This is a genomic window from Rhodovulum sulfidophilum DSM 1374 (genome assembly GCF_001633165.1).
Taxonomy (GTDB): Bacteria; Pseudomonadota; Alphaproteobacteria; order Rhodobacterales; family Rhodobacteraceae; genus Rhodovulum; species Rhodovulum sulfidophilum.
Window position 1 is genome coordinate 248,011 of sequence record NZ_CP015418.1, and the last position, 22,067, is coordinate 270,077.

A 22,067-nucleotide genomic window follows, 5' to 3' on the forward strand; every position below is an offset into this window, starting at 1 on the left:
TCGCGGAAAAATCGTCACGAATTTTCCGCGAAAATTCATTCTCCCCTACTCCTCGTCCTCCGCGTCCAGGAGTTCCATGTTCAGCCCGAGGCCGCGGACTTCCTTCACCAGAACGTTGAAGGATTCCGGTACGCCGGCCTCGAAATTGTCCTCGCCCTTGACGATCGACTCGTAGACCTTGGTCCGGCCCGCCACATCGTCCGACTTCACCGTCAGCATCTCCTGCAGGGTATAGGCGGCACCGTAGGCTTCGAGCGCCCAGACCTCCATCTCCCCGAAACGCTGACCGCCGAACTGCGCCTTGCCGCCCAGGGGCTGCTGGGTGACGAGACTGTAGGGCCCCGTCGAGCGCGCGTGGATCTTGTCGTCCACGAGGTGGTGCAGCTTCAGCAGATACTTGACCCCCACGGTGACCTTCCGGGCGAAACGCTCGCCGGTCCTGCCGTCGAAAAGCTCGGACTGGCCCGAGGTGTCAAAGCCCGCGCGGATCAGTGCATCGTTGATGTCCTGCTCCTTGGCACCGTCGAAGACCGGCGTCGCGATCGGCACGCCGCGGGTGACCGAGGACGCGGATTCGACCAGATGGGCCTCGTCCATGTCGCGGATCGCCTCGTCATAGACATCGTCGCCATAGGCGTGATGCATCGCATCCCGCACCGGCGTCAGATCGCCCGAGCGCTTATATTCATGAAGCGCCTCCTCGACCTGCTGTCCCAGGCCACGCGCGGCCCAGCCCATATGGGTCTCGAGGATCTGCCCCACGTTCATCCGCGACGGCACACCGAGCGGGTTCATCACCAGATCGACAGGCGTGCCGTCGGCCAGGAAGGGCATGTCCTCCATCGGCACCACGCGGGAGACGACCCCCTTGTTGCCGTGCCGACCGGCCATCTTGTCGCCGGGCTGAAGCTTGCGCTTCACCGCGATGAAGACCTTGACCATCTTCATCACGCCCGGAGGCAGATCGTCGCCGCGGCGGACCTTCTCGACCTTGTCCTCGAAGCGGTGCTCGAGCGCGCGTTTCTGCGCCTCGAACTGGGCGTTCAGCGCCTCGACCTGACCGGCATCGGCCTCGTCCTCCAGCGCCAGTTGCCACCATTGCCCCTTGGACAGGGTCTCGAGCAGCTCTTCGGTGATTTCCGAATTCGGCTTCACGCCCTTCGGACCCTTCACCGCGACTCTGCCGAGGACCATCGACTTGAGACGCGCATAGATGTTGCGCTCGAGGATCACCTGCTCGTCATCCCGGTCACGGGCCAGACGCTCGACCTCTTCGCGCTCGATCTGCAGCGCACGCTCGTCCTTGTCGACGCCGTGCCGGTTGAAGACCCGGACCTCGACCACCGTGCCGTAATCGCCCGGGGGCAGACGCAGCGAGGTGTCGCGCACGTCCGAGGCCTTTTCGCCGAAGATGGCCCGCAGAAGCTTTTCTTCGGGGGTCATCGGGCTTTCGCCCTTCGGAGTGATCTTGCCGACAAGGATGTCGCCCGGCCCCACTTCGGCGCCGATATAGACGATGCCCGCCTCGTCGAGGTTGCGCAGGGCTTCCTCGCCGACATTCGGGATGTCGCGGGTGATCTCTTCCGGCCCGAGCTTGGTATCGCGGGCCGCGACCTCGAATTCCTCGATATGGATCGAGGTGAAGACGTCATCGCGCGCGATGCGCTCCGAGATCAGGATCGAGTCCTCGTAGTTGTAGCCGTTCCAGGGCATGAACGCGACGATCACGTTCTTGCCGAGCGCCAGCTCGCCCATGTCGGTCGAGGGACCGTCGGCGACGACCTCGCCCTTCTGGACGGTATCGCCCACCTTCACCAGCGGACGCTGGTTGATGCAGGTATTCTGGTTCGACCGCTGGAACTTGCGCAGACGGTAGATGTCGACGCCCGGATCGCCGGGTTCGAGATCCTCGGTGGCCCGGATCACGATCCGCTGGGCATCGACCTGGTCGATGATCCCGCCGCGGCGCGCCATGATCGCGGCGCCCGAGTCCTGCGCCACCACCTGCTCGATGCCGGTGCCGACGAAAGGCGCATCGGCCTGCAGAAGCGGCACCGCCTGACGCTGCATGTTCGCGCCCATCAGCGCGCGGTTGGCGTCGTCATTCTCGAGGAAGGGAATGAGCGAGGCCCCGACCGACACCAGCTGTTTCGGCGACACGTCGATCAGGTCGACGCTTTCGCGCGGCGCCATGGTGTATTCGCCGGCCTGGCGGGTGTTCACCAGATCGTTGATGAACTTGCCCTCGCCGTCGAGATTGGCGTTGGCCTGGGCCACGGTATGCCGCATCTCCTCGGTCGCGGACATGTAGTGGACATCATCGGTCACCTGCCCGTCCTCGACCCGGCGATAGGGGGTCTCGATGAAGCCGTACTTGTTCACCCGCGCATAGGTGGCAAGGCTGTTGATCAGACCGATATTCGGGCCTTCCGGCGTCTCGATCGGGCACATCCGGCCATAATGGGTCGGGTGAACGTCGCGGACCTCGAAGCCCGCACGCTCGCGGGTCAGACCGCCCGGCCCGAGCGCCGAAAGACGGCGCTTGTGGGTGACTTCCGACAGCGGGTTGGTCTGGTCCATGAACTGCGACAGCTGCGACGAGCCGAAGAATTCGCGCACGGCGGCAGCGGCCGGTTTGGCGTTGATCAGATCCTGCGGCATCACCGTGTCGATCTCGACCGAAGACATCCGCTCCTTGATGGCGCGTTCCATCCGCAGCAGGCCGACGCGGTACTGGTTCTCCATCAGCTCGCCGACGGAACGGACCCGGCGGTTGCCGAGGTGGTCGATGTCATCGACCTCGCCCTTGCCGTCGCGGAGCTCCACCAGCGCCTTGATGCAGGAGATGATGTCTTCCCGGCGCAGCGTCCGTTGGGTGTCGGGCGCATCGAGGTTCAGACGCATGTTCATCTTGACCCGGCCGACGGCCGACAGGTCGTAGCGCTCGGAATCGAAGAACAGCGACTCGAACAGGTTGGTCGCCGCCTCGACGGTCGGCGGCTCGCCCGGACGCATCACGCGGTAGATGTCCATGAGCGCGGTATCGCGGCCCATGTTCTTGTCCGCCGCCATGGTGTTGCGGATGTAGGGGCCGACATTGATGTTGTCGATGTCGAGCACCGGGATGTCGGTGATGCCCGCATCCAGCAGCTCTTTCAGCGAGCCGCCGGTGACCTCGCCATCCTTGTCGACGATCCAGGTCAGTTCGTCGCCAGCCTCGACGTAGATCGCGCCGGTCTCTTCGTTGATGATGTCCTTGGCGACATACCGGCCGACGATGTGATCGAACGGCACCATCAGCTCGGTGACCCGGCCTTCCTCGATCAGCTTCTTGACCTGACGCGGCGTGACCTTGTCGCCCGCCTTGCAGATCACCTCGCCGGTATCGGCATCGACCAGATCATAGGTCGGACGGGTGCCGCGCACGCGTTCGGGGAAGAACCTGGTGACCCAGCCGCGATTGCGTTCCAGCCGGAACGACACGGTATCGTAATAGGCATCCATGATGCCTTCCTGGTCCAGCCCCAGCGCGTAGAGCAGGGTCGTCACCGGCAGCTTCCGGCGGCGGTCGATACGCGCGAAGACGATGTCCTTGGCGTCGAATTCGAAGTCGAGCCAGGAGCCGCGATAGGGAATGATCCGGCAGGCGAAGAGCAGCTTGCCCGAGGAATGGGTCTTGCCCTTGTCATGGTCGAAGAAGACGCCCGGGCTCCGGTGCATCTGGGACACGATCACCCGTTCGGTCCCGTTCACGATGAACGTCCCGTTCTGGGTCATGAGCGGCATGTCGCCCATGAACACGTCCTGCTCCTTGATGTCCTTCACCGACTTGGCGCCGGTATCCTCGTCGACATCGAACACGATCAGACGCAGCGTCACCTTGAGCGGCGCCGAGAAGGTCATGTCGCGCTGCTGGCATTCCTCGACATCGTATTTCGGTTTCTCGAGCTCGTAACGCACGAATTCGAGCACGGCCGTCTCATTGAAGTCCTTGATCGGGAAGACCGACTGGAACACCCCCTGGATGCCCTCTCCATCGGCGGGCACAGGCCCGTCGCCGGAATTCAGGAACAGGTCGTAAGAGGATTTCTGGACCTCGATGAGGTTCGGCATCTCCAGAACTTCGTGGATCTTGCCGTAGTATTTGCGGAGTCGTTTGTGGCCAACGTAGCTCTGCGCCATCTGTGGTCTCGCCTTTCGTCTGTCGCGGGCGCATCCACCGTCGGGCCCCGGTGGCGCGCCGCTCGCGATGAGGGGGGTAAGGTTCCATTCCTGCGGTCCGTCCCACCGGCCGCTCCCGAACCTCGAACCGCACCTTGGAAAGGGCTTTAGAAAGCAAGCCCTTTCCAAGACAGGTTCGGCTGGGCCCGGACAAACCGCCGGACCCAGCCAACATTCTTCAGGTCACGGGCACATCGCCCGCGAGCCCGATCACTTGAGCTCGACTTCGGCGCCAGCCGCTTCGAGTTTGCCTTTGATGTCCTCGGCTTCGGCCTTGTCGACGCCTTCCTTGACGGCCTTGCCGCCGGCCTCGACCAGGTCCTTGGCTTCTTTCAGGCCAAGACCGGTGATCGCGCGGACTTCCTTGATGACGTTGATCTTGTTCGCGCCAGCCGATTTCAGGATGACGTCGAATTCGGTCTGCTCTTCGGCAGCGGCGGCTTCGCCACCGGCAGCCGGGCCGGCCATCATCACGGCGCCGCCGGCGGCGGGCTCGATGCCGTATTCGTCTTTCAGGATGGTTTTCAGTTCCTGGGCCTCGAGAAGCGTGAGGTTCACGATCTCTTCGGCGAGTTTTTTCAGATCAGCCATGTTCTGTTCCGTTCTTTCACATTGTCTGTTCCAACGCGAGGCATCTGCCCTTCACGCGGGATCACAAGTTGCTCAAGCGGCTTCCGCACGCTCCTCGATGGTCGAGAGGATGCTCGCGATGTTGGAAGCGGGCGCGCCAATCGCACCGGCGATGTTCGCGGCGGGTGCACCGATGCAGCCGGCGATCGAAGCGATAAGCTCCTCGCGCGACGGCATTTCGGACACTGCCTTGACACCGGCCCGGTCCAGGGCCGTCTCACCCATGGAGCCGCCGAGGATCTCGAATTTCGAGTTGTCCTTGGCGAAACCTTCCGCGACCTTGGCAGCAGCCACGGGGTCCTCGGAATAGGTCAGAACGGTCATGCCCGTCAGAAGAGTGGCCAGGCTTGCGCAGGGCTTTCCTTCCAGGGCGATCTTGGCGAGCCTGTTCTTGGCGACGCGAACGGACCCACCCGCTTCGCGCATGCGTGCGCGCAGGTCCTGCATCTCGGCAACCGTGAGACCCGCGTAGTGGGCAACCACCACGACGCCAGAGCTTTCGAAGATCTGGCCGAGTTCCTCGACCACTTTCTCTTTCTGGGCTCTATCCACAGTTTCACTCCAATTTGGGGGTTTCCCCCCGGCTCTAGATGTGCCGGCCTGCTTGCCGGCTTTCGGGTCCGTATGGGTCCCGAGGCCAGGATCGCCCGAGGGTTTCCCCGCGGAATTCTGTCTCGTTTCCCCATCTCGGGAAGGATATTAAGCGGGGACGGGCCCCGCACCCTCCGTCTCGGACAGGACGGGGCGTTTCCGCCCCGCCATTCCCGGGCAAGAGTCCCGGAAACTTTCGCAAGGATAGGGGTTCACCTATCCCGGATCAATTCCCAGTTGCCGAGGTCACGTCGATCGACACGCCCGGGCCCATGGTCGAGCTGAGGCTCACCTTCTTCATGTAGGTGCCCTTGGCGCCGGCCGGCTTGGCCTTGACCACGGCATCGATGAAGGCGCGCACGTTCTCGGCCAGCTTGGCGGCATCGAACGAGGTCTTGCCGACGCCGGCATGGATCACGCCCGCCTTCTCGACCCGGAACTGGACCTCACCGCCCTTGGCAGCCTGCACCGCCGAGGTGACATCCATCGTCACGGTCCCGACCTTGGGGTTCGGCATCAGGTTGCGGGGCCCCAGGATCTTGCCCAGACGGCCGACGATCGGCATCATGTCCGGGGTCGCGATGCAACGATCGAACTCGATCGCACCGCCCTGGATGGTCTCCATCAGATCCTCTGCGCCGACGATATCGGCTCCGGCCGCCTGGGCGTCATCGGCCTTGGCGCCGCGGGCGAAGACCGCCACGCGCACGGTCTTGCCGGTGCCGTTCGGCAGGGTGACGACGCCACGCACCATCTGGTCGGCATGGCGCGGATCGACGCCGAGATTCAGCGCGATTTCCAGCGTCTCGTCGAACTTGGCCGAGGCGTTTTCCTTGACGAGGCTCACCGCCTCCTCGACCGACAGGTTGTCCTTGCCGGCAAAGGCTTCCCGCGCGGCGCGGACACGTTTCCCATGTTTCGCCATTGCGCTTACCCCTTAACCTCGATGCCCATCGAGCGGGCCGACCCCAGGATGATCTGCATCGCGCCCTCGACGTCACTGGCGTTCAGATCCTTCATCTTCGCTTCGGCGATCTCGCGCACCTGGGCAACGGTCACGGTGCCGGCGGTCTCGCGACCCGGCTTTTCCGAGCCCTTCGGACGGTTCCGTTTGCCGATCGGCTTCAGGCCTGCCGCCTTCTTGAGGTAGTAAGACGCCGGCGGCGTCTTGATGTCCATCGAGAAGGACTTGTCCTGGTAGTAGGTGATGACCGTCGGGCACGGCGCACCGGGCTCCATGTCCTGGGTCTTGGCGTTGAACGCCTTGCAGAATTCCATGATGTTGATGCCGCGCTGACCGAGCGCGGGACCGACTGGCGGCGACGGGTTCGCCTGACCCGCCTTCACCTGAAGCTTGAGCTTCCCGATTACCTTCTTGGCCATCTGGCCATCTCCTTCCATTCACCGCGCCGGGCCCCTCGCGAGGGCGGCGCTTCGGTTTAGTGGTCCGGTCCGCGGGCGCGCCCGCTCGCCTCCCACAGGATCCGCGTCAGAGCTGCCCCTTGGACACCTGCGCGAATTCCAGCTCGACCGGGGTGGCCCGGCCGAAGATCGACACCGTCACCTTCAGGCGCTGGTTGTCTTCGTCCACTTCCTCGACCATGCCCGCGAAGCCCTCGAAGGGCCCGTCGGTCACGCTCACATTCTCGCCGATCTCGAAGGTGATCAGCGAACGCGGCTGCGCCTCGCCTTCCTCGGCCCGGTTGAGAACCTGGTTCACTTCCTCGTCGCGCATCGGCATCGGCTTGCCCTGCGGCCCGAGGAACCCGGTCACCCGGTTGATCTGCGTGACGAGGTGATAGCCGCGGTCGGTCATCTCCATGCGCACCAGCACATAGCCGGGCATGAAGCGCCGTTCGCTCGTCACCTTCTTGCCGCGCCGGATCTCGATGACCTCTTCGGTCGGCACCAGGACTTCCTCGATCTCGTCCTCGAGACCCGCATCCGCCACGGCTTGCTTGATCTGTTCGGCAACCTTCTTCTCGAAGTTCGAGAGAACGCTTACCGAATACCACCGCTTCGCCATGTTGCCCGTTACCTCGTGTCCGTCGGCCATTCAGGCCGCGCTGATCCTGCGTTGTCCGGAATAAAAAACAGCGCGCAACCCGAATCGATGCACGCCGACGCCCGGAAAAGTGCGTAGGCCTTACCGCCCCAGCCGTCCGGTTTCAAGCCCGGGGCGCAGTAACAGATCCGGCCTCAGCCGAAAAACGCAAGCAGAGCCTGCAGCCCGACCCTGATCAGCGAGTCGACGAGGAAGAAGAAGACCGCCGTCAATGACGCCATCACGAAAACCATGATCGTGGTCAGGAATACCTCGCGCCGGGTCGGCCAGACCACCTTGGAGATTTCCGAGCGGGTCTGCTGAATGAACTGAAGGGGGTTCGCCATGGGCCTGCGGGGTCCGTTATGCCTGTCAACCGGGCCGAGATACGCGCTTGGGCATCGGTTTGCAAGGGCAGCACCGGACCCTTCGGCCCATACCGACGCGCTGCCTGCCCCTCGCCATCACCGACGGGGCGCATCCGGGGCCCAGACTACAATTCGTGACCGCCCCGCCCTGCCCTGCCCTGCCCGGGAATTCGCATGACGGTTTCGGAAAGGCACGCCATCCCTCCAGGGCGCCCGGGGAACCGGTTCGCAGGCCGGGCGCATATCGTGATGCCGGTGACGATCCCTGCCGAATTGGCCAAGGCCGGATCCGTCGGCGCCCGCGCCACACCCGCCCCCTTCTGGCCATCGGGCCCGATCGCGGACCAGCCCTGACGATCACAGCACCGACACGCCCCCAACCATTCGGCAATGGCTGGGCACAGCTCACGGGCAAACGCCATTTGACGAAATATCTGGAAGCGGCCTGGCAGGGGCGGAGGGGCTCGAACCCCCGACCCTCGGTTTTGGAGACCGATGCTCTACCAACTGAGCTACACCCCTAGGCCGTGCGCCCGATTAAGATATGCGGCAGCGGGAATCAAGAGCGCTTTTCGCACCGGGCGCCGGTTTCGCGAAAGCGCCGCAGCCGATTGTCCGGCAAACCGGCCCTCCCCGCCGGTTGCACTTCCGGACGCCAGTCGCGCAAGCGGACGCCGCAGCGGCATCGCAGGACCTTCCGGCCCTAGCCCCGGATAGCGCAGCCAGTTCCGTCTTACCTTGCCGAAGCCGGATTTGACCACGCCGCCGCTCAGGTTCCGAAACCGAGCACGGGATAAAGCGACGTCACCAGCAAAGCCGCCATGGTGAAGTTGAAGATCCTGAGCCGGGTGGCGTTCGACAGCCATTGACGGACCACGGTCCCGAGCCACGCCCAGACCGAGATCGCCGGGAAGCAGACCAGCGTGAACGCAGCAGCCACGATGGCGACCGACAGAAGCGAGCGGTCGGGCGCATAGAGCGTGACGGCAGACAGGCACATGGCCCAGGCCTTGGGGTTCACCCACTGGAAAGTGGCCGCCTGCAGAAAGGTCATCGGACGGCTGTCCGCGTCCCGCTCCTCCAGCGGAGCGGTCGTCGCGATCCTGAATGCCAGCCAGAGCAGGTAGCCGACGGAAATGACCTTCAGCACCAGGTTCAGCGCAGGCACCGCGTCGAACAGCGCCATCAGCCCCGTCCCCACGAGGAGAGCCATGACCGACATGCCTCCGACGATCCCCATCATATGCGGCAGGGTCCGCCGAAACCCGAAATTCGCACCGGACGCCATCAGCATGAGGTTGTTCGGCCCCGGCGTGACGGTCGTGACGAATGCGAAGCCCAGAAGGGCGCTCAGGATAGCGAAGCTCATCGCCCGTACCTCCGACATTGCTGGCGCGCAACAATATCGAGAACAGGCCGCAACATGTCGCCTGATATTCCAGCCGAGGACATGAACACACAATTATTGACGCCCCATGGACGCCAAAGATCATAAGATATTGCGCGAGCTGCGACGCGACGGCCGGATCAGCAATGTCGCCTTGGCTGAACGTGTCAGCCTGTCTTCCTCGGCCTGCCTGAGACGGGTTCAAGAGCTGGAGCGAACCGGAGTGATCCTGGGCTACAGGGTCGTGACCAGCCCCGAGCGCATGGGCCGCGGGTTTGCCGCCCATGTCATGGTCGGCCTCTCCTCCCATACAAAGGCGGCCCAGGAGCGGTTCGAGCGCGCCATGGCCGTCGCGCCCGAAGTCGTCGAGTGCCATAACATCGCCGGGGCCTTCGAGTATCTGTTGCGCGTCGAGAGCGCCGATCTCTCGGAATACAAGCGCTTCCACACGGAGGTGCTGGGCACGCAATCGCACGTCAATGCAATCACGTCCTGCATCGTGATGGAAACCCCCAAGGACGAGCGCGCCACATGATTTGAACAGCGCGTCGGCCGCAGAGCCGCATCCAGCGCCGCTGCAAGGCTCGGTCCGGGCCTCTTCCGCTGTTCGCTGCATTCTCGTCCGCGAGCGGGCAGAACTCCGCCTTCCGGAGGGGACGAACCGAGCCCCGGCCATGTCGGCGCAGATCGACTGCTGCCCGCATGAAAAAGGGCCGCCCCGAAGGGCGGCCCCGGCTCGCGCTCAGGCGAGACAGATCACTTGATGATCTTGGCGACGACGCCGGCGCCGACGGTGCGGCCGCCTTCGCGGATGGCGAAGCGGAGCTTCTCTTCCATCGCGATCGGCGCGATCAGCTCGACCTTGAACTTCAGGTTGTCGCCCGGCATCACCATCTCGGTGCCTTCGGGAAGCTCGACCGTCCCGGTCACGTCCGTCGTGCGGAAGTAGAACTGCGGACGGTAGTTCGCGAAGAACGGAGTGTGACGGCCACCCTCTTCCTTGGTCAGGATGTAGGCCTCGGCCTCGAACACCGTATGCGGCGTCACCGAGCCCGGTTTGCACAGGACCTGGCCACGCTCGACCTGGTCGCGGTCGATGCCGCGCAGCAGCGCGCCGATATTGTCGCCGGCCTCGCCGCGGTCAAGCAGCTTGCGGAACATCTCGACACCGGTGCAGGTGGTCTTCTTGGTGTCGCGGATACCCACGATCTCAAGCTCGTCGCCCACATTCACCACGCCACGCTCGACACGGCCGGTCACCACGGTGCCGCGGCCCGAGATCGAGAACACGTCCTCGATCGGCATCAGGAAGGGCAGGTCGACCGGACGTTCCGGGGTCGGGATGAACTCGTCGACCGCCGCCATCAGCTCGCGGATCTTGTTCTCGCCGATTTCCGGGTCGCGGCCTTCCATCGCCGCCAGCGCCGAGCCGGCGATGATCGGGATGTCGTCGCCGGGGAAGTCGTAGCTCGACAGAAGCTCGCGGATCTCCATCTCGACGAGTTCCAGAAGCTCGGCGTCGTCCACCTGGTCGACCTTGTTCATGAACACGACCAGCGCCGGAACGCCGACCTGCCGCGCCAGCAGGATGTGCTCGCGGGTCTGCGGCATCGGGCCGTCGGCCGCGTTCACCACCAGGATCGCGCCGTCCATCTGGGCCGCACCCGTGATCATGTTCTTCACGTAGTCGGCGTGGCCGGGGCAGTCGACGTGGGCGTAGTGACGGGCCTCGGTCTCGTATTCCACATGCGCCGTCGAGATCGTGATCCCGCGCGCTTTTTCCTCGGGCGCACCGTCGATCTGGTCATAGGCCCTGAAGTCGCCGAAATACTTCGTGATCGCAGCCGTCAGCGTCGTCTTGCCGTGGTCAACGTGGCCGATCGTGCCGATGTTAACGTGCGGTTTCGTCCGTTCGAACTTTGCCTTACCCATCTTGGGCGCCTCATGGATTAGGGGGCCGCCTCCTGGCCCGATTCAACACCGCGGGCTCTCTAGTCGCTGGCCCGCCGGAAATCAAGCGTCAGTTCGCCCGCGAGGGGGCCTCGTCAGGCTTTGCCGGGCTTGGCCCGGGCGGGGCATCGAGGGGGTCATCGAGAGGGGTCGTGACGACCTCCGCACCAGGAACGGACGCCGGGGCGGAGGCCTCATCCGAGGCCGTTCCGGCCATAGCGTCGAGCGGCGGGACGGTATCGGGATCGTAATGCAGCCATTCCTCGCGATGCTCGACCAGCCAGCGTTCGATCCGCTTGGCCGCGTTTCGCGCCAGCGCGCGCATCTGCTCGTCCTTCGTGCGGATCAGCCCGGTCCCGACCAGGGTGGCGCCGTTCAGCCCCTCGCCGACCGACAGCTGTTCGGACTCGGCATTGAGCTTCTTGCCCGCCGCGTCGTCCCAGAGATTGGCCGACAGCACCAGCATCGATTTCGGCGCCAGGATCACCGGCACCCCCGGCACGGCCAGCGCGTAACCGTCGACGGCAATCCCGAAATGGTAGATCCTGTCGCCGTCATAGCGACTGAAACGGCGCTGCAGCTCTTCCTTCAGCACCGCCTCCCACTCTTCCGCCGTCGCCTGGCGCGAGGGTGGAATGTCCTTGGCGTTCTTCGCGACGACGATGGTGTAGCCCAGCCGGAAGTCACCCAGCGGCACCGGCGGCTCGTCCAGATCGTCCTTGCCGGCACAGCCGGCGACAAGCGCCAGACCGGCGACGAACAGGAGGAGCCGGAGGGTCGTGAACAGGCCGCGCATGTGGGTCCTCAAGATATGGTATGGTCCTCAGGGGATACCCCGACGAGGGCACTCACGCAACGCCCGCACTCAGGTGAAGCGGTTGTCTCTGGGGAAGCCGCGCGGGGCCATCCGGCCACTGCCCGCGCGCTTGCCCAGCCAGTCGGTCAGGTCGGTCTCGGTGCGGGTCCGCCCGGCAGGATCGTGCCAGCTGAGCCCGTCGGCCAGGGTGAAGGTGGTGGCATCCGCAAGCCCGCCATCCTTGTATTTCTGCAGCCGCACGCCCTTGCCGCGCCCCATCTCGGGCAGCTCCTCCAGCGGGAAGACCAGCACCTTGCGGTTCTGCCCGACACAGGCGACGTGATCGCCATGCACCGGCACGCAGACCCGCGCCACGGCAGGTGCCCTGACATTCAGCGCCTGCTTGCCCGCCCGGGTCTGGGCCAGCACATCGTCGCCGGCCACCAGGAAGCCGTCGCCCGCACTGGAGGCCACCAACAGCTTTTCGCCGGGGCGGTGGATGAACAGCGCGACGATCTCGCTTTCATTCGGCAGGTCGACCATCAGCCGGACCGGCTCGCCCATGCCGCGCCCGCCCGGAAGCTGCACCACGGGCAAGGTGTAGAACCGCCCATTGGCCCCGAACAGGATCAGCTTGTCGGTGGTCTCGGCCTGGATCAGGAAGCGACCCTCGTCGCCATCCTTGAACTTCAGCGCGGACCCGTCGGCCAGATGGCCTTTCATCGCCCGGATCCAGCCCATCTTCGAGCAGACCACCGTCACCGGCTCGCGCTCGATCATCGCCTCGATCGGCACTTCGGCCACCTCGGCGGCCTCGGCAAACACGGTCCGCCGCGCCCCGCCCGGCGCCCTGGCACCGAAGTTCTTGCGCACCTCGCGCAGCTCTTCGGCGATCCGCTTCCACTGGATCTCCTCCTGCCCCAGCAGCTCGAGCAGCCCCGCGCGCTCCTCGGTCAGCCGGTCGCGCTCGGCGGTCAGCTCTATCTCCTCGAGCCTGCGCAGCGAGCGCAGCCGCATGTTGAGGATCGCCTCGGCCTGCACCTCGGTCAGGCCCCCGGGGCCCGCGGCGGGCAGCGGCGAGACATAGTCGCGCTCGGACATCGCCCTGGCATGGGGCCGCGTCCAGTCCTCGGCCATCAGCGCGGCCTTGGGGTCGTCGTCATAGCGGATGATGTCGATCACCCGGTCAAGGTTGAGGAAGGCGATCAGCAGGCCGGCCAGCACCTCGAGCCGGTGGTCGATCTTGTCGAGCCGGTGCTGCGAGCGCCGGATCAGCACCTCGCGCCGGTGATCGAGGAAGGCGCGCAGCACCTCCTTGAGCGAACAGACCTTGGGCGTGCGGCCGTCAATCAGCACGTTCATGTTCAGGCTGAACCGGATCTCGAGATCGGAATTCCGGAACAGCGTGCTCATCAGCACTTCGGGATCGACATTGCGAGAGCGGGGCTCCAGCACCAGCCGCACATCCTCGGCGCTCTCGTCGCGGACATCGGCGAGGATCGGGATCTTCTTGGTCTGGATCAGGTCGGCAATGCGCTCGATCAGCTTCGACTTCTGCACCTGATAGGGGATCTCGGTGACCACCACCTGCCACTGGCCGCGGCCCAGATCCTCGATTTCCCAGCGGGCACGCAGCCGGAAGCTGCCGCGTCCGGTGCGATAGGCCTGGGCGATGCTGTCCTTCGGCTCGACGATGACGCCGCCGGTCGGGAAATCGGGCCCCGGCACATATTGCAGCAGGGTGTCGTCCTGGGCGTCGGGGGCCTTGATCAGGTGCAGGCAGGCACCGACCAGATCGTCGATGTTATGCGGCGGGATATTCGTCGCCATGCCGACCGCGATGCCGCTCGACCCGTTCGCCAGAAGGTTCGGGAAGGCCGCGGGCAGCACCGCGGGCTCTTCGAGGGTGCCGTCGTAATTGGGCCGGAAATCGACCGCGTTTTCCGACAGCCCCTCCATCAGGGCCTCGGCGGCGGCGGTCAGGCGGGCCTCGGTATAGCGGCTGGCGGCGGGGTTGTCGCCGTCGATATTGCCGAAGTTCCCCTGCCCGTCGACCAGCGGGTAACGGACGTTGAAATCCTGCGCCAGACGCGCCATCGCATCGTAGATCGCGGCATCGCCATGGGGGTGATAGTTGCCCATCACGTCGCCCGAGATCTTGGCCGATTTCCGGAAGCCCCCGGTCGCGGTCAGCTTGAGTTCACGCATCGCGAACAGGATGCGCCGGTGCACGGGCTTCATCCCGTCCCGGGCATCGGGCAGCGCCCGGTCCATGATCGTGGACAGCGCATAGGTCAGGTACCGTTCGCCGATGGCGCGGCGCAGCGGTTCGGACAGGGCGTCGTGCTTGGGATCTTCGGTGGCGTCGGACATGGCGGGTGTGTAAAGCGGAGCCCGGAAAGGGTCCAGAGGCGAGTGCGCGGGCAATGACAGGAAAGTCGGTTCTGATCACCGGATGCGCCTCGGGCATCGGCCATGACGCCACCCATGCCCTGAAAGCGCGCGGATGGCGGGTCTTCGCCACCTGCCGGCAGGCGGCCGATTGCGACCGGCTCGCCGCCGAAGGGCTCGAGAGCCTTCAGCTCGATTACGCCAGCGAGGACAGCATCGCCACGGCCCTCGACGAGGTTCTGTCGCGCACCGGCGGCAGGCTCGACGCGCTTTACAACAACGGCGCCTTCGCCTGCCCGGGCGCGGTCGAGGATCTGCCGCGCGACGCCCTGCGCGAGATCTTCGAGACCAATCTCTTCGGGGTCCATGACCTTACCCGGCGGGTCATTCCCGCGATGCGGGCGCAGGGCCACGGCCGGATCGTCAACTGCTCATCGGTGCTGGGCCTCGTGCCGCTGAAATGGCGCGGCGCCTATTCGGCGACGAAATACGCGCTGGAAGGGCTGACCGACACGCTGCGGCTCGAGATGCGCGACACGCCGATCCGGGTGATCCTGATCGAGCCCGGCCCGGTGACCTCGAAGATCCGGGTGAACTCGATCCCGCATTTCGAACGCTGGATCGACTGGCAGAACAGCGCCCGGGCCGACCAGTACCGGAATACCCTGCTGACCCGGCTTTACGAGGATCGCGGCCGCGACTTTTTCGAACTGCCGCCCTCGGCAGTCAGCCGCAAGCTGATCCATGCGCTGGAATCGCCGCGCCCGAGGCCGCGCTATTTCGTGACCGCGCCGACCCATCTGATGAACCTCGCCCGGCGCCTGCTGCCGACCCCCGCGCTCGACTGGCTGATCGACAAGGGATAGGGGCGGCGCAGCGGAGCGCCTCGAGACGCCCTGCCCCATGGGAAACAAAACGCCCAAAGGCAGCCCCTGCGGCGAAATATACTTACTCGACGCTTTTTGTCTGTTCCGCCGGTTTCAGACTCGCTAACACTCTCCGGAACCATTGACTTGCCCCGGCGAGCGGGGCGCGACTGCAAGGGAGACACACGCCGATGAAGGTCATTGTGCCTGTTAAGCGGGTGATCGACTACAACGTGAAGGTCCGCGTGAAGGCGGACGGCACGGGGGTCGATCTCGCCAACGTCAAGATGTCGATGAACCCGTTCGACGAGATCGCCGTCGAAGAGGCGATCCGCCTGAAGGAAAAGGGCCAGGCCACCGAGATCGTCGCGGTCTCGATCGGGGTCAAGCAGGCCCAGGAAACCCTGCGCACCGCGCTGGCCATGGGCGCCGACCGGGCGATCCTGGTGGTCGCGGCCGAGGATATCCATGACGATATCGAACCGCTGGCGGTGGCAAAGATCCTCAAGGCGGTGGTCGATGAGGAACAGCCCGGGCTGGTGCTCTGCGGCAAGCAGGCGATCGACAATGACATGAACGCGACCGGCCAGATGCTGTCGGCGCTTCTGGGCTGGAGCCAGGGCACCTTCGCCTCCAAGCTCGAGATCGACGGCGACACGGCCCAGGTCACGCGCGAGGTCGATGGCGGGCTGCAGACCATCAAGGTCAAGCTGCCGGCCATCGTTTCGGTCGATTTGCGCCTCAACGAGCCGCGCTATGCCTCGCTGCCCAACATCATGAAGGCCAAGAAGAAGCCGCTCGACGAGAAGACGCCCGCCGATTACGGCGTCGATACCGCGCCGCGGCTGACCGTGCTGAAGACCGCCGAACCGCGCGAGCGCAAGGCCGGCGTCATGGTGGCCTCGGTGGACGAGCTTCTGACGAAACTGAAAGACGAAGCGGGGGTGCTCTGAGATGGCCGTTCTTCTGCTTGCCGAAGTCACCGGGGGCGAGTTGCAGCTTGACGCGACCGCCAAGGCCGTGAGTGCCGCGAAGACCCTGGGCGAGGTGACCGCGCTTTGCGTCGGCGAACATGCCAGGGCCGCGGGCGAGGCCGCTGCCAAGATCGAGGGCGTGGCCAAGGTGCTGGTCGCCGAGGATGCGATCTATGGCCACCGCCTGGCGGAACCCACCGCAGATCTGATCGTGTCTCTGGCCGGGGCGTATGACCACATCGTGGCGCCGGCCACCACGGACGCCAAGAACATCATGCCGCGCGTCGCCGCGCTGCTTGACGTGATGGTGATCTCGGATGTCGTGGCCGTGGTCGATGCCGACACTTTCGACCGCCCGATCTATGCCGGCAACGCGATCCAGACCGTGAAATCCTCGGATGCCAAAAAGGTCATGACGATCCGCACCTCGACCTTCGAGGCGGCGGGCGAAGGCGACGCGGCACCGGTCGAGGATATCGCGGCGACCGGCAATCCGTCCCTCTCGGAATGGGTTGGCGACACCGCGGCCGAAAGCGACCGCCCCGAACTGACCTCGGCCGGCGTGATCGTGTCGGGCGGACGCGGCGTCGGCTCGGAAGAGAACTTCAAGCTGATCGAGGCGCTGGCCGACAAGCTGGGCGCGGCGGTCGGCGCCTCGCGTGCCGCCGTCGACAGCGGTTTTGCCCCGAACGACTGGCAGGTCGGTCAGACCGGCAAGGTGGTGGCCCCCGAGCTTTACATCGCGGTGGGCATTTCCGGGGCGATCCAGCACCTCGCGGGGATGAAGGATTCCAAGGTCATCGTCGCCATCAACAAGGACGAGGAAGCCCCGATCTTCCAGGTCGCGGATTACGGCCTCGTTGCCGATCTGTTCGACGCCGTGCCCGACCTGACCGCCAAGCTCTGAGAGAGCGCCGCGCGCATCGCAAGGCCCGCCGGTTCCCTCCGGCGGGCCTTTTTCGAACCAGGGATGCCAAGGCGGGACGGGATCAGATCGCGTGAAGGTCGCGCAGCGTCCCGCTCAGAACCTCGGCCAGTTCCTCATGCACCGCGGGCCCCGGCAACGAGGCGGCCGCCGCCTCATCCGCTTCGCCATGCACCATGCCCTCGGCCCCGCGGGCCAGCGCCTCCGGGCTCGGCTCGAATTCGACGACCCGGGTGAAATAGGACCGGACCGTATCCAGCATGTGCTGGGTCACGAATAACGGGTCCTCGCCCAGCCCGTCGCAGGGCTGTCCGTATCCCGGGGGCCGGCCCGGCAGCCACAGCAGTATCTTGTCTCCCGGGACCCGCCCGGCAAGTTTGCGCATCCGCGCCTGCCAGGCCATCTGCAGCTCGGCCACCACAATCTCGAAGGAGGAGGGCGATTTCTGCTTCAGCACGCTCAGCATGTGGCGGGTGAAATGGAATTCGGTGAAATCGACACCGGGATAAAGCGCCTTCAACATCGCCGAGGCGCGGAGGAACCGATCGTTCCGCCGCGGATGCACCACGTAGAACCGGTTCGACATGTTATGCGCGCCGAGCGCCTGAAAGATCGTGACCTGCGCCCCGGCGACCACATCCATCAACGAGGCGTCGTTGAGGAAGACGTCGAGCCCGGCATTGATACAGCCAAGATTGACCATCTGCAGTCCGGTCGCCTCTTCTATCAGCGCCGGGTAAGGCTTCGGCACGAACTTGCCATAGGTCTCGGTGCCGCCCACCGCGGCACAATAGGGCTGCTCCAGCGGCCGTCTCGGCCCCCTGAACTCCAGTTTGGAATTGCCGTAGCGGCAGGGAGAATAGGCAAGCGATCCGCTGCCCGGATTGTCAAAGATCATCTTGCACCCACTGGCCTCTCGCGACTCACCGCCTGCCAGACTGGGCCTGCCGCGTTTCCAAGTCGCTAAGCTTCGCATTTTAAGGATAACGTCACCCTTGTGCCGCAGCGCCGCATCGGCCAAGGTGCCGCCAAAAGGGCGAGGGAAGCAGATGGACGTGAAGACGGTCGGGATTGTCGGTGCGGGCCAGATGGGCAACGGGATCGCCCATGTCTTCGCGCTGGCGGGCTACGAGGTCAGGCTGAACGACATTTCGGCCGACGCGCTGGACCGGGCACTGGACACCATCGGCCACAATCTGGACCGCCAGGTCAGCCGCGAGAAGATCACCGAAACCGAGAAGCGCGACGCGCTCGGCCGGATCGCGATCACCACGGCGCTGACCGATCTGGGTGCCTGCGACCTGATCATCGAGGCCGCCACCGAACGCGAAGCCGTCAAGACCGCCATTTTCGAAGAGCTGCAGCCGCACCTGACGCCGACCACCATCCTGACCTCGAACACTTCCTCGATCTCGATCACCCGCCTTGCCAGCCGCACCGACCGGCCCGAGAAATTCATGGGGTTCCACTTCATGAACCCGGTTCCCGTGATGCAGCTGGTCGAGCTGATCCGGGGCATCGCCACGGATGAGGAGACCTATCGCTCGCTGCTGAAGGTGGTGGAAACGCTCGGCAAGACCGCGGCCTCGGCCGAGGATTTTCCGGCCTTCATCGTCAACCGCATCCTGATGCCGATGATCAACGAGGCAGTCTATACGCTTTACGAGGGCGTGGGCTCGGTCAGGTCCATCGACGAGTCGATGCGGCTTGGGGCGAACCATCCGATGGGGCCGCTCGAACTGGCGGATTTCATCGGGCTCGACACCTGCCTCGCGATCATGAATGTGCTGCATGAGGGGCTGGCCGACACCAAGTACCGGCCCTGCCCGCTGCTGACCAAATATGTCGAGGCGGGCTGGCTCGGCCGCAAGACCCATCGCGGGTTCTACGACTATCGCGGCGAGACGCCGGTTCCCACGCGCTGAGCCGGCCCCTGCCCCGAGGGTCCGCGCGGACGGCCGCAGATGCGGCATGGGTATTTCTGCCAAGAAGAAGAGGAAAACCGTGGCGCCCGTCAGGTCAGCGCCAGAGTGCGCGCCCTAAGCCAGGCCATGAAACCGCGCGGGTCGCGGGCCCAGGGCTCGATCTCGTCGCGGCCGATCGGCGCACCGACCGCCGGGGCCTGGGGCCGGTTCAGCGCATGAACGACCTCGTGCAGCAGCAGCCCCTGGCGCAGCGTCGGCGACAGCCGGTTCGCGATCTGGTACCAGCGTGAATTCTGTCCCTGGAAGCGGACAGGCAGCACCTGTGCGCCCGAGCGCTGGATCAGCTTGGCGGTGAAGGGGTTCCAGAGGGCCTCGACCGCGGGACCGAAGAATGTTTGCGAGGACGCCACGACCCCGGCCGGAAACAGCACCACGGCGCGGCCCTGACCGAGATGGTCCATCGCGGCACGTCGCATCTCGAGATTGCGTTCGCGCGCATCCTCGGCATGGGGAAAGGGCACCGGGATCATGAATTCGGCCACCTCGTCGACGTCGGTCAGCAGCGAGCGGGTCAGGATCTTGTAGTCGCGCCGCACCCGCCCCACGAGTTCGGCCAGCACCATGCCGTCGACCAGCCCATGCGGGTGGTTCGCCACGATCACCAGCGGCCCCTCGCGCGGGATCCGCGCCACCTGCTCGGGCGGGGTCGCGACCCGGATGCCCATCACGTCGAGGGCCTGCCGCCAGAACGCCTGCCCCCGGGGCACGCCGCGGGCCTCGAAGTCGCGGAGCAGCCGAAGCAGCGTAAGCTTGCCGGTCAGGATCTCGATGGCCCGGATCGTCTGGGCGCGAAGCGGATCGGGAAATGTGCGGGCATAAGAGAGCTCGCGCGCGTCATGGGGCGGCTCGGCCGCGGACTGGCCATGCATGCGCGCGCAACCCTACATGTCTTCGCCGAACCGGGTCGCGACCAGCCGTTCCAGCGCATCGGCGAGCTTCAGCGCCTCGGGCCCATGGGTCGAGACCTCGATGGCGGTGCCCTTCGAGGCCGCGAGCATCAGCAGCCCCATGATGGAATCGCCCGACGCGCTCATCCCGTCGCGAAGCACCTCTGCCGTTGCGTCATGTTCTTCGACACATTCCACGAACTTGGCCGAGGCCCGGGCATGCAGCCCCTTCTCGTTCACGATCTCGAAAATTCGGGTCACTCTGTTGCTGGTCAATGGGTCCTCACAGGCCGCCTGCGTCGAAACTGTCGATATATTTGCGCCCGGCCGCCAACGCCGAGGCGGTGGCATCGCTGACACTCATCCGGCGCGACTTGGCCAACTTGATCAGCATCGGCAGGTTGGCGCCATAAAGGATTTTCCGATCACCGGGCGCGCAAGCACGGATCGAGAGGTTGGAGGGAGAGCCGCCGAACATGTCGGTCACCACCACGACGCCGCCACCCTCGTCGACCTCGTCGGCGGCACGGCAGATCTCGTCCTGCTTGGCGGCACGGTCGTCATCGGGAGCGATCGCGATGGCACGAATCCCGGGCTGAGGGCCCACGACGTGTTCCATGGCAGCCAGGTATTCCCGGGCCAGGCCCCCATGCGCGACGATGACGATTCCGATCACGCGCCAGTTCCCGTTCGCATTGCGGACACGCCCTGTGCCCGCCTCTCCAGTTCCCTATGTCTTATAGACACTTGCCATTCCGTTGCCGCAAGCCGTTTTGCCACCGCCTCGGCCATGGCGACCGAACGGTGTTGCCCCCCGGTACAGCCGAACCCGATCGAGATATGACTGCGGCCCTCATCGCGATGCGCCGGCAGCACCAGCGCGGCAAGATCCGAGATCCGGTCGAGAAACGCGGCCTGACGCGGATCGGCGGCAATATGGGCCGCCACCGCCGGATCGCGGCCGTCAAGCGCCCGGAGCGACGGTTCCCAGTAGGGATTGCGCAGAAAACGGCAATCGAAGGCCATGTCGATGCCCAACGGCAGGCCGCGCTTGTAGGAAAAGGAATGCAGCGAAACCGCAAGCGGCGCGGCGCCACCCGGGGCGAAACGCGCGGTCATCTCGGCGCGGAACTCGTGGATCGTCAGGTCCGACGTGTCGATCAGACTGCTGGCAAGCTCGCGGATCGGACCGAGAATGTCGAGCTCGCGCGCGACCCCCTCGGCCGGACTCTCGGACGGCGCCAGCGGATGACGCCGACGGGTTTCGGAGAAGCGGCGCAACAGCACATCGGGCCGGCAATCGAGGTAAAGCACATCTGCCTCGAACCCCGGCGCGGCAGCGAGCGCGCGGATCAGGTCGGCCAACGCCCCGGCCGAAAAGTCGCGGGTGCGGATATCGACCCCGAGCGCCAGAGACGGACCTGGCACCGGCCCCTCGAGAAGGCGCGGGATCAGCGATATCGGCAGATTGTCGATTGCCTCGAAACCCAGATCCTCGAGCACATCCAGCGCCGTCGACCGTCCCGCCCCGGAGGCTCCGGTCACCAGCACGATGCGCTGACGCGGGGCGGGCGGGTCGATCTCGAGGGGATTGGACATCAGTCGCTTGGTCCGGCGATAAGGTATTGCAGGATGGCTGCGGCAAAATATGGCCGATCCACCCGGCGAAGCAAGGGCAGCGTCTCTCCGAGGATCTCGGTCACGCGGGCCGGCGGCAGCCGCTCGGTTTCGGAAGTGTCGAGATCGACCGCCAGCACCACAGGCGCGGAGGCGACCGCCTCGGCGCGCAGCAACCCGACGCACCGGGCCTCGATCAGCCCGCGAATCGCCTCGGGCGCCGAGGCAAGAAGCCCGCTTCCGGTTCGGGTCACGATGGTGCGGTCGTCGGCGACGAGCTCTGCCCCCAGGGCCATCAGCTGCAACGCCAGCGCCGACTTGCCTGCGCCCGAGGCGCCGCGGATCAGCACGGCCCGGCCCCGATGGGCCACGGTACTGGCATGAAGGATACAGCTTGACGCATCGGGCATGGCGGTCGCGGATCTCTCCGGCAAG

At 65.4% G+C, this 22,067-nt stretch carries 22 protein-coding genes and 1 tRNA gene; 5 read left to right on the forward strand and 18 right to left on the reverse strand.

All coding sequences use genetic code 11. From position 1 onward, the window contains the following. Positions 1 to 45: 45 nt before the first annotated feature. The 9 genes from rpoB to A6W98_RS01320 form a co-directional block, all read right to left on the reverse strand. The gene (rpoB, locus tag A6W98_RS01280; protein WP_042456869.1) at positions 46 to 4,182 is read right to left on the reverse strand and encodes a DNA-directed RNA polymerase subunit beta; all 4,137 of its coding nucleotides are present in this window, start codon (positions 4,180 to 4,182) and stop codon (positions 46 to 48) included. A gap of 249 nt (positions 4,183 to 4,431) precedes the next feature. Further along, positions 4,432 to 4,812: a 50S ribosomal protein L7/L12 gene (gene rplL, locus A6W98_RS01285; protein WP_042456871.1), complete on the reverse strand. Its 381-nt coding sequence runs from the start codon at positions 4,810 to 4,812 to the stop codon at positions 4,432 to 4,434. A gap of 72 nt (positions 4,813 to 4,884) precedes the next feature. Then, a complete protein-coding gene (rplJ, locus tag A6W98_RS01290; protein WP_042456874.1) occupies positions 4,885 to 5,403 on the reverse strand; it encodes a 50S ribosomal protein L10 in 519 nt (172 codons plus the stop codon). A gap of 265 nt (positions 5,404 to 5,668) precedes the next feature. Next, positions 5,669 to 6,367, reverse strand: a complete 699-nt coding sequence (rplA, locus tag A6W98_RS01295) for a 50S ribosomal protein L1 (protein WP_042456877.1) — start codon at positions 6,365 to 6,367, stop codon at positions 5,669 to 5,671. Between the two features lie 5 nt (positions 6,368 to 6,372). Further along, positions 6,373 to 6,825 carry a 50S ribosomal protein L11 gene (gene rplK, locus A6W98_RS01300; RefSeq protein WP_042456880.1) on the reverse strand — a complete coding sequence of 151 codons (453 nt, stop codon included), beginning with the start codon at positions 6,823 to 6,825 and terminating at the stop codon, positions 6,373 to 6,375. 106 nt (positions 6,826 to 6,931) lie between these two features. Further along, positions 6,932 to 7,468: a transcription termination/antitermination protein NusG gene (nusG, locus tag A6W98_RS01305; protein ID WP_042464377.1), complete on the reverse strand. Its 537-nt coding sequence runs from the start codon at positions 7,466 to 7,468 to the stop codon at positions 6,932 to 6,934. A 173-nt stretch (positions 7,469 to 7,641) separates the two neighbouring features. After that, positions 7,642 to 7,833 carry a preprotein translocase subunit SecE gene (secE, locus tag A6W98_RS01310; RefSeq protein WP_042456882.1) on the reverse strand — a complete coding sequence of 64 codons (192 nt, stop codon included), beginning with the start codon at positions 7,831 to 7,833 and terminating at the stop codon, positions 7,642 to 7,644. A gap of 467 nt (positions 7,834 to 8,300) precedes the next feature. Beyond that, positions 8,301 to 8,376: transfer RNA gene (locus tag A6W98_RS01315), tRNA-Trp, on the reverse strand. 247 nt (positions 8,377 to 8,623) lie between these two features. Continuing rightward, entirely contained in the window at positions 8,624 to 9,223 is a 600-nt protein-coding gene (locus A6W98_RS01320; protein ID WP_042456885.1) for a LysE family translocator, read from the reverse strand. Positions 9,224 to 9,329: 106 nt separating this feature from the next. Here A6W98_RS01320 and A6W98_RS01325 point away from each other — a divergent pair, with 106 nt between their 5' ends. Then, a complete protein-coding gene (locus A6W98_RS01325; RefSeq protein WP_042456889.1) occupies positions 9,330 to 9,776 on the forward strand; it encodes an Lrp/AsnC family transcriptional regulator in 447 nt (148 codons plus the stop codon). Positions 9,777 to 9,997: 221 nt separating this feature from the next. Here the strand turns inward: A6W98_RS01325 and tuf are convergent, their stop codons facing one another. The 3 genes from tuf to A6W98_RS01340 all read right to left on the reverse strand — a co-directional run bounded on the left by tuf (position 9,998) and on the right by A6W98_RS01340 (position 14,360). Next, positions 9,998 to 11,173, reverse strand: a complete 1,176-nt coding sequence (gene tuf, locus A6W98_RS01330; protein ID WP_042456853.1) for an elongation factor Tu — start codon at positions 11,171 to 11,173, stop codon at positions 9,998 to 10,000. A gap of 88 nt (positions 11,174 to 11,261) precedes the next feature. Continuing rightward, positions 11,262 to 11,987 carry a hypothetical protein gene (locus A6W98_RS01335; RefSeq protein WP_063490865.1) on the reverse strand — a complete coding sequence of 242 codons (726 nt, stop codon included), beginning with the start codon at positions 11,985 to 11,987 and terminating at the stop codon, positions 11,262 to 11,264. A gap of 69 nt (positions 11,988 to 12,056) precedes the next feature. Then, positions 12,057 to 14,360, reverse strand: a complete 2,304-nt coding sequence (locus A6W98_RS01340) for a DNA topoisomerase IV subunit A (protein ID WP_042456893.1) — start codon at positions 14,358 to 14,360, stop codon at positions 12,057 to 12,059. Between the two features lie 53 nt (positions 14,361 to 14,413). Between A6W98_RS01340 and A6W98_RS01345 the strand changes: the two genes are divergently transcribed. The 3 genes from A6W98_RS01345 to A6W98_RS01355 all read left to right on the forward strand — a co-directional run bounded on the left by A6W98_RS01345 (position 14,414) and on the right by A6W98_RS01355 (position 17,125). Beyond that, positions 14,414 to 15,244: an SDR family NAD(P)-dependent oxidoreductase gene (locus tag A6W98_RS01345; RefSeq protein ID WP_042456896.1), complete on the forward strand. Its 831-nt coding sequence runs from the start codon at positions 14,414 to 14,416 to the stop codon at positions 15,242 to 15,244. Between the two features lie 191 nt (positions 15,245 to 15,435). After that, on the forward strand, positions 15,436 to 16,197 hold the full coding sequence (locus tag A6W98_RS01350; protein ID WP_042456901.1) for an electron transfer flavoprotein subunit beta/FixA family protein: 762 nt from the start codon (positions 15,436 to 15,438) through the stop codon (positions 16,195 to 16,197). A 1-nt stretch (position 16,198) separates the two neighbouring features. Beyond that, a complete protein-coding gene (locus A6W98_RS01355; RefSeq protein WP_042456904.1) occupies positions 16,199 to 17,125 on the forward strand; it encodes an electron transfer flavoprotein subunit alpha/FixB family protein in 927 nt (308 codons plus the stop codon). Positions 17,126 to 17,207: 82 nt separating this feature from the next. Here the strand turns inward: A6W98_RS01355 and A6W98_RS01360 are convergent, their stop codons facing one another. After that, positions 17,208 to 18,041: a DUF6473 family protein gene (locus tag A6W98_RS01360; RefSeq protein WP_042456907.1), complete on the reverse strand. Its 834-nt coding sequence runs from the start codon at positions 18,039 to 18,041 to the stop codon at positions 17,208 to 17,210. A 151-nt stretch (positions 18,042 to 18,192) separates the two neighbouring features. On the opposite strand from A6W98_RS01360, the gene A6W98_RS01365 reads away from it, so the two are divergent. Continuing rightward, the gene (locus tag A6W98_RS01365; RefSeq protein WP_042456909.1) at positions 18,193 to 19,068 is read left to right on the forward strand and encodes a 3-hydroxybutyryl-CoA dehydrogenase; all 876 of its coding nucleotides are present in this window, start codon (positions 18,193 to 18,195) and stop codon (positions 19,066 to 19,068) included. Between the two features lie 89 nt (positions 19,069 to 19,157). Here the strand turns inward: A6W98_RS01365 and A6W98_RS01370 are convergent, their stop codons facing one another. From A6W98_RS01370 to A6W98_RS01390, 5 genes are read right to left on the reverse strand one after another with little or no spacing between them, the layout of a single operon-like run. After that, positions 19,158 to 19,997 (reverse strand): lysophospholipid acyltransferase family protein, encoded by an 840-nt coding sequence (locus tag A6W98_RS01370; protein WP_042456912.1) that lies wholly within the window; start codon positions 19,995 to 19,997, stop codon positions 19,158 to 19,160. Between the two features lie 12 nt (positions 19,998 to 20,009). After that, the gene (locus A6W98_RS01375) at positions 20,010 to 20,291 is read right to left on the reverse strand and encodes an HPr family phosphocarrier protein (protein WP_042456915.1); all 282 of its coding nucleotides are present in this window, start codon (positions 20,289 to 20,291) and stop codon (positions 20,010 to 20,012) included. Between the two features lie 7 nt (positions 20,292 to 20,298). Beyond that, positions 20,299 to 20,691 (reverse strand): PTS sugar transporter subunit IIA, encoded by a 393-nt coding sequence (locus tag A6W98_RS01380; protein ID WP_042456919.1) that lies wholly within the window; start codon positions 20,689 to 20,691, stop codon positions 20,299 to 20,301. Beyond that, positions 20,688 to 21,614, reverse strand: a complete 927-nt coding sequence (rapZ, locus tag A6W98_RS01385) for an RNase adapter RapZ (RefSeq protein ID WP_042456922.1) — start codon at positions 21,612 to 21,614, stop codon at positions 20,688 to 20,690. Before rapZ ends, A6W98_RS01380 begins: the two co-directional genes overlap by 4 nt. Next, a complete protein-coding gene (locus A6W98_RS01390; RefSeq protein ID WP_406678832.1) occupies positions 21,614 to 22,066 on the reverse strand; it encodes an HPr kinase/phosphorylase in 453 nt (150 codons plus the stop codon). Before A6W98_RS01390 ends, rapZ begins: the two co-directional genes overlap by 1 nt. Position 22,067 lies beyond the last annotated feature (1 nt).

Excerpts from the sequence above, each read along its gene's own strand:
- rplA (WP_042456877.1), bottom strand. The coding sequence starts at position 6,367 with ATGGCGAAACATGGGAAACGTGTCCGCGCCGCGCGGGAAGCCTTTGCC.
- A6W98_RS01365 (WP_042456909.1), top strand. The coding sequence starts at position 18,193 with ATGGACGTGAAGACGGTCGGGATTGTCGGTGCGGGCCAGATGGGCAAC.
- nusG (WP_042464377.1), bottom strand. The coding sequence starts at position 7,468 with ATGGCGAAGCGGTGGTATTCGGTAAGCGTTCTCTCGAACTTCGAGAAG.
- A6W98_RS01340 (WP_042456893.1), bottom strand. The coding sequence starts at position 14,360 with ATGTCCGACGCCACCGAAGATCCCAAGCACGACGCCCTGTCCGAACCG.
- rplK (WP_042456880.1), bottom strand. The coding sequence starts at position 6,825 with ATGGCCAAGAAGGTAATCGGGAAGCTCAAGCTTCAGGTGAAGGCGGGT.
- A6W98_RS01320 (WP_042456885.1), bottom strand. The coding sequence starts at position 9,223 with ATGAGCTTCGCTATCCTGAGCGCCCTTCTGGGCTTCGCATTCGTCACG.
- rplL (WP_042456871.1), bottom strand. The coding sequence starts at position 4,812 with ATGGCTGATCTGAAAAAACTCGCCGAAGAGATCGTGAACCTCACGCTT.
- A6W98_RS01355 (WP_042456904.1), top strand. The coding sequence starts at position 16,199 with ATGGCCGTTCTTCTGCTTGCCGAAGTCACCGGGGGCGAGTTGCAGCTT.
- rapZ (WP_042456922.1), bottom strand. The coding sequence starts at position 21,614 with ATGTCCAATCCCCTCGAGATCGACCCGCCCGCCCCGCGTCAGCGCATC.
- A6W98_RS01335 (WP_063490865.1), bottom strand. The coding sequence starts at position 11,987 with ATGCGCGGCCTGTTCACGACCCTCCGGCTCCTCCTGTTCGTCGCCGGT.
- A6W98_RS01360 (WP_042456907.1), bottom strand. The coding sequence starts at position 18,041 with ATGATCTTTGACAATCCGGGCAGCGGATCGCTTGCCTATTCTCCCTGC.
- A6W98_RS01345 (WP_042456896.1), top strand. The coding sequence starts at position 14,414 with ATGACAGGAAAGTCGGTTCTGATCACCGGATGCGCCTCGGGCATCGGC.
- A6W98_RS01325 (WP_042456889.1), top strand. The coding sequence starts at position 9,330 with ATGGACGCCAAAGATCATAAGATATTGCGCGAGCTGCGACGCGACGGC.
- secE (WP_042456882.1), bottom strand. The coding sequence starts at position 7,833 with ATGGCGAACCCCCTTCAGTTCATTCAGCAGACCCGCTCGGAAATCTCC.
- A6W98_RS01370 (WP_042456912.1), bottom strand. The coding sequence starts at position 19,997 with ATGCATGGCCAGTCCGCGGCCGAGCCGCCCCATGACGCGCGCGAGCTC.
- A6W98_RS01350 (WP_042456901.1), top strand. The coding sequence starts at position 15,436 with ATGAAGGTCATTGTGCCTGTTAAGCGGGTGATCGACTACAACGTGAAG.
- rpoB (WP_042456869.1), bottom strand. The coding sequence starts at position 4,182 with ATGGCGCAGAGCTACGTTGGCCACAAACGACTCCGCAAATACTACGGC.
- tuf (WP_042456853.1), bottom strand. The coding sequence starts at position 11,173 with ATGGGTAAGGCAAAGTTCGAACGGACGAAACCGCACGTTAACATCGGC.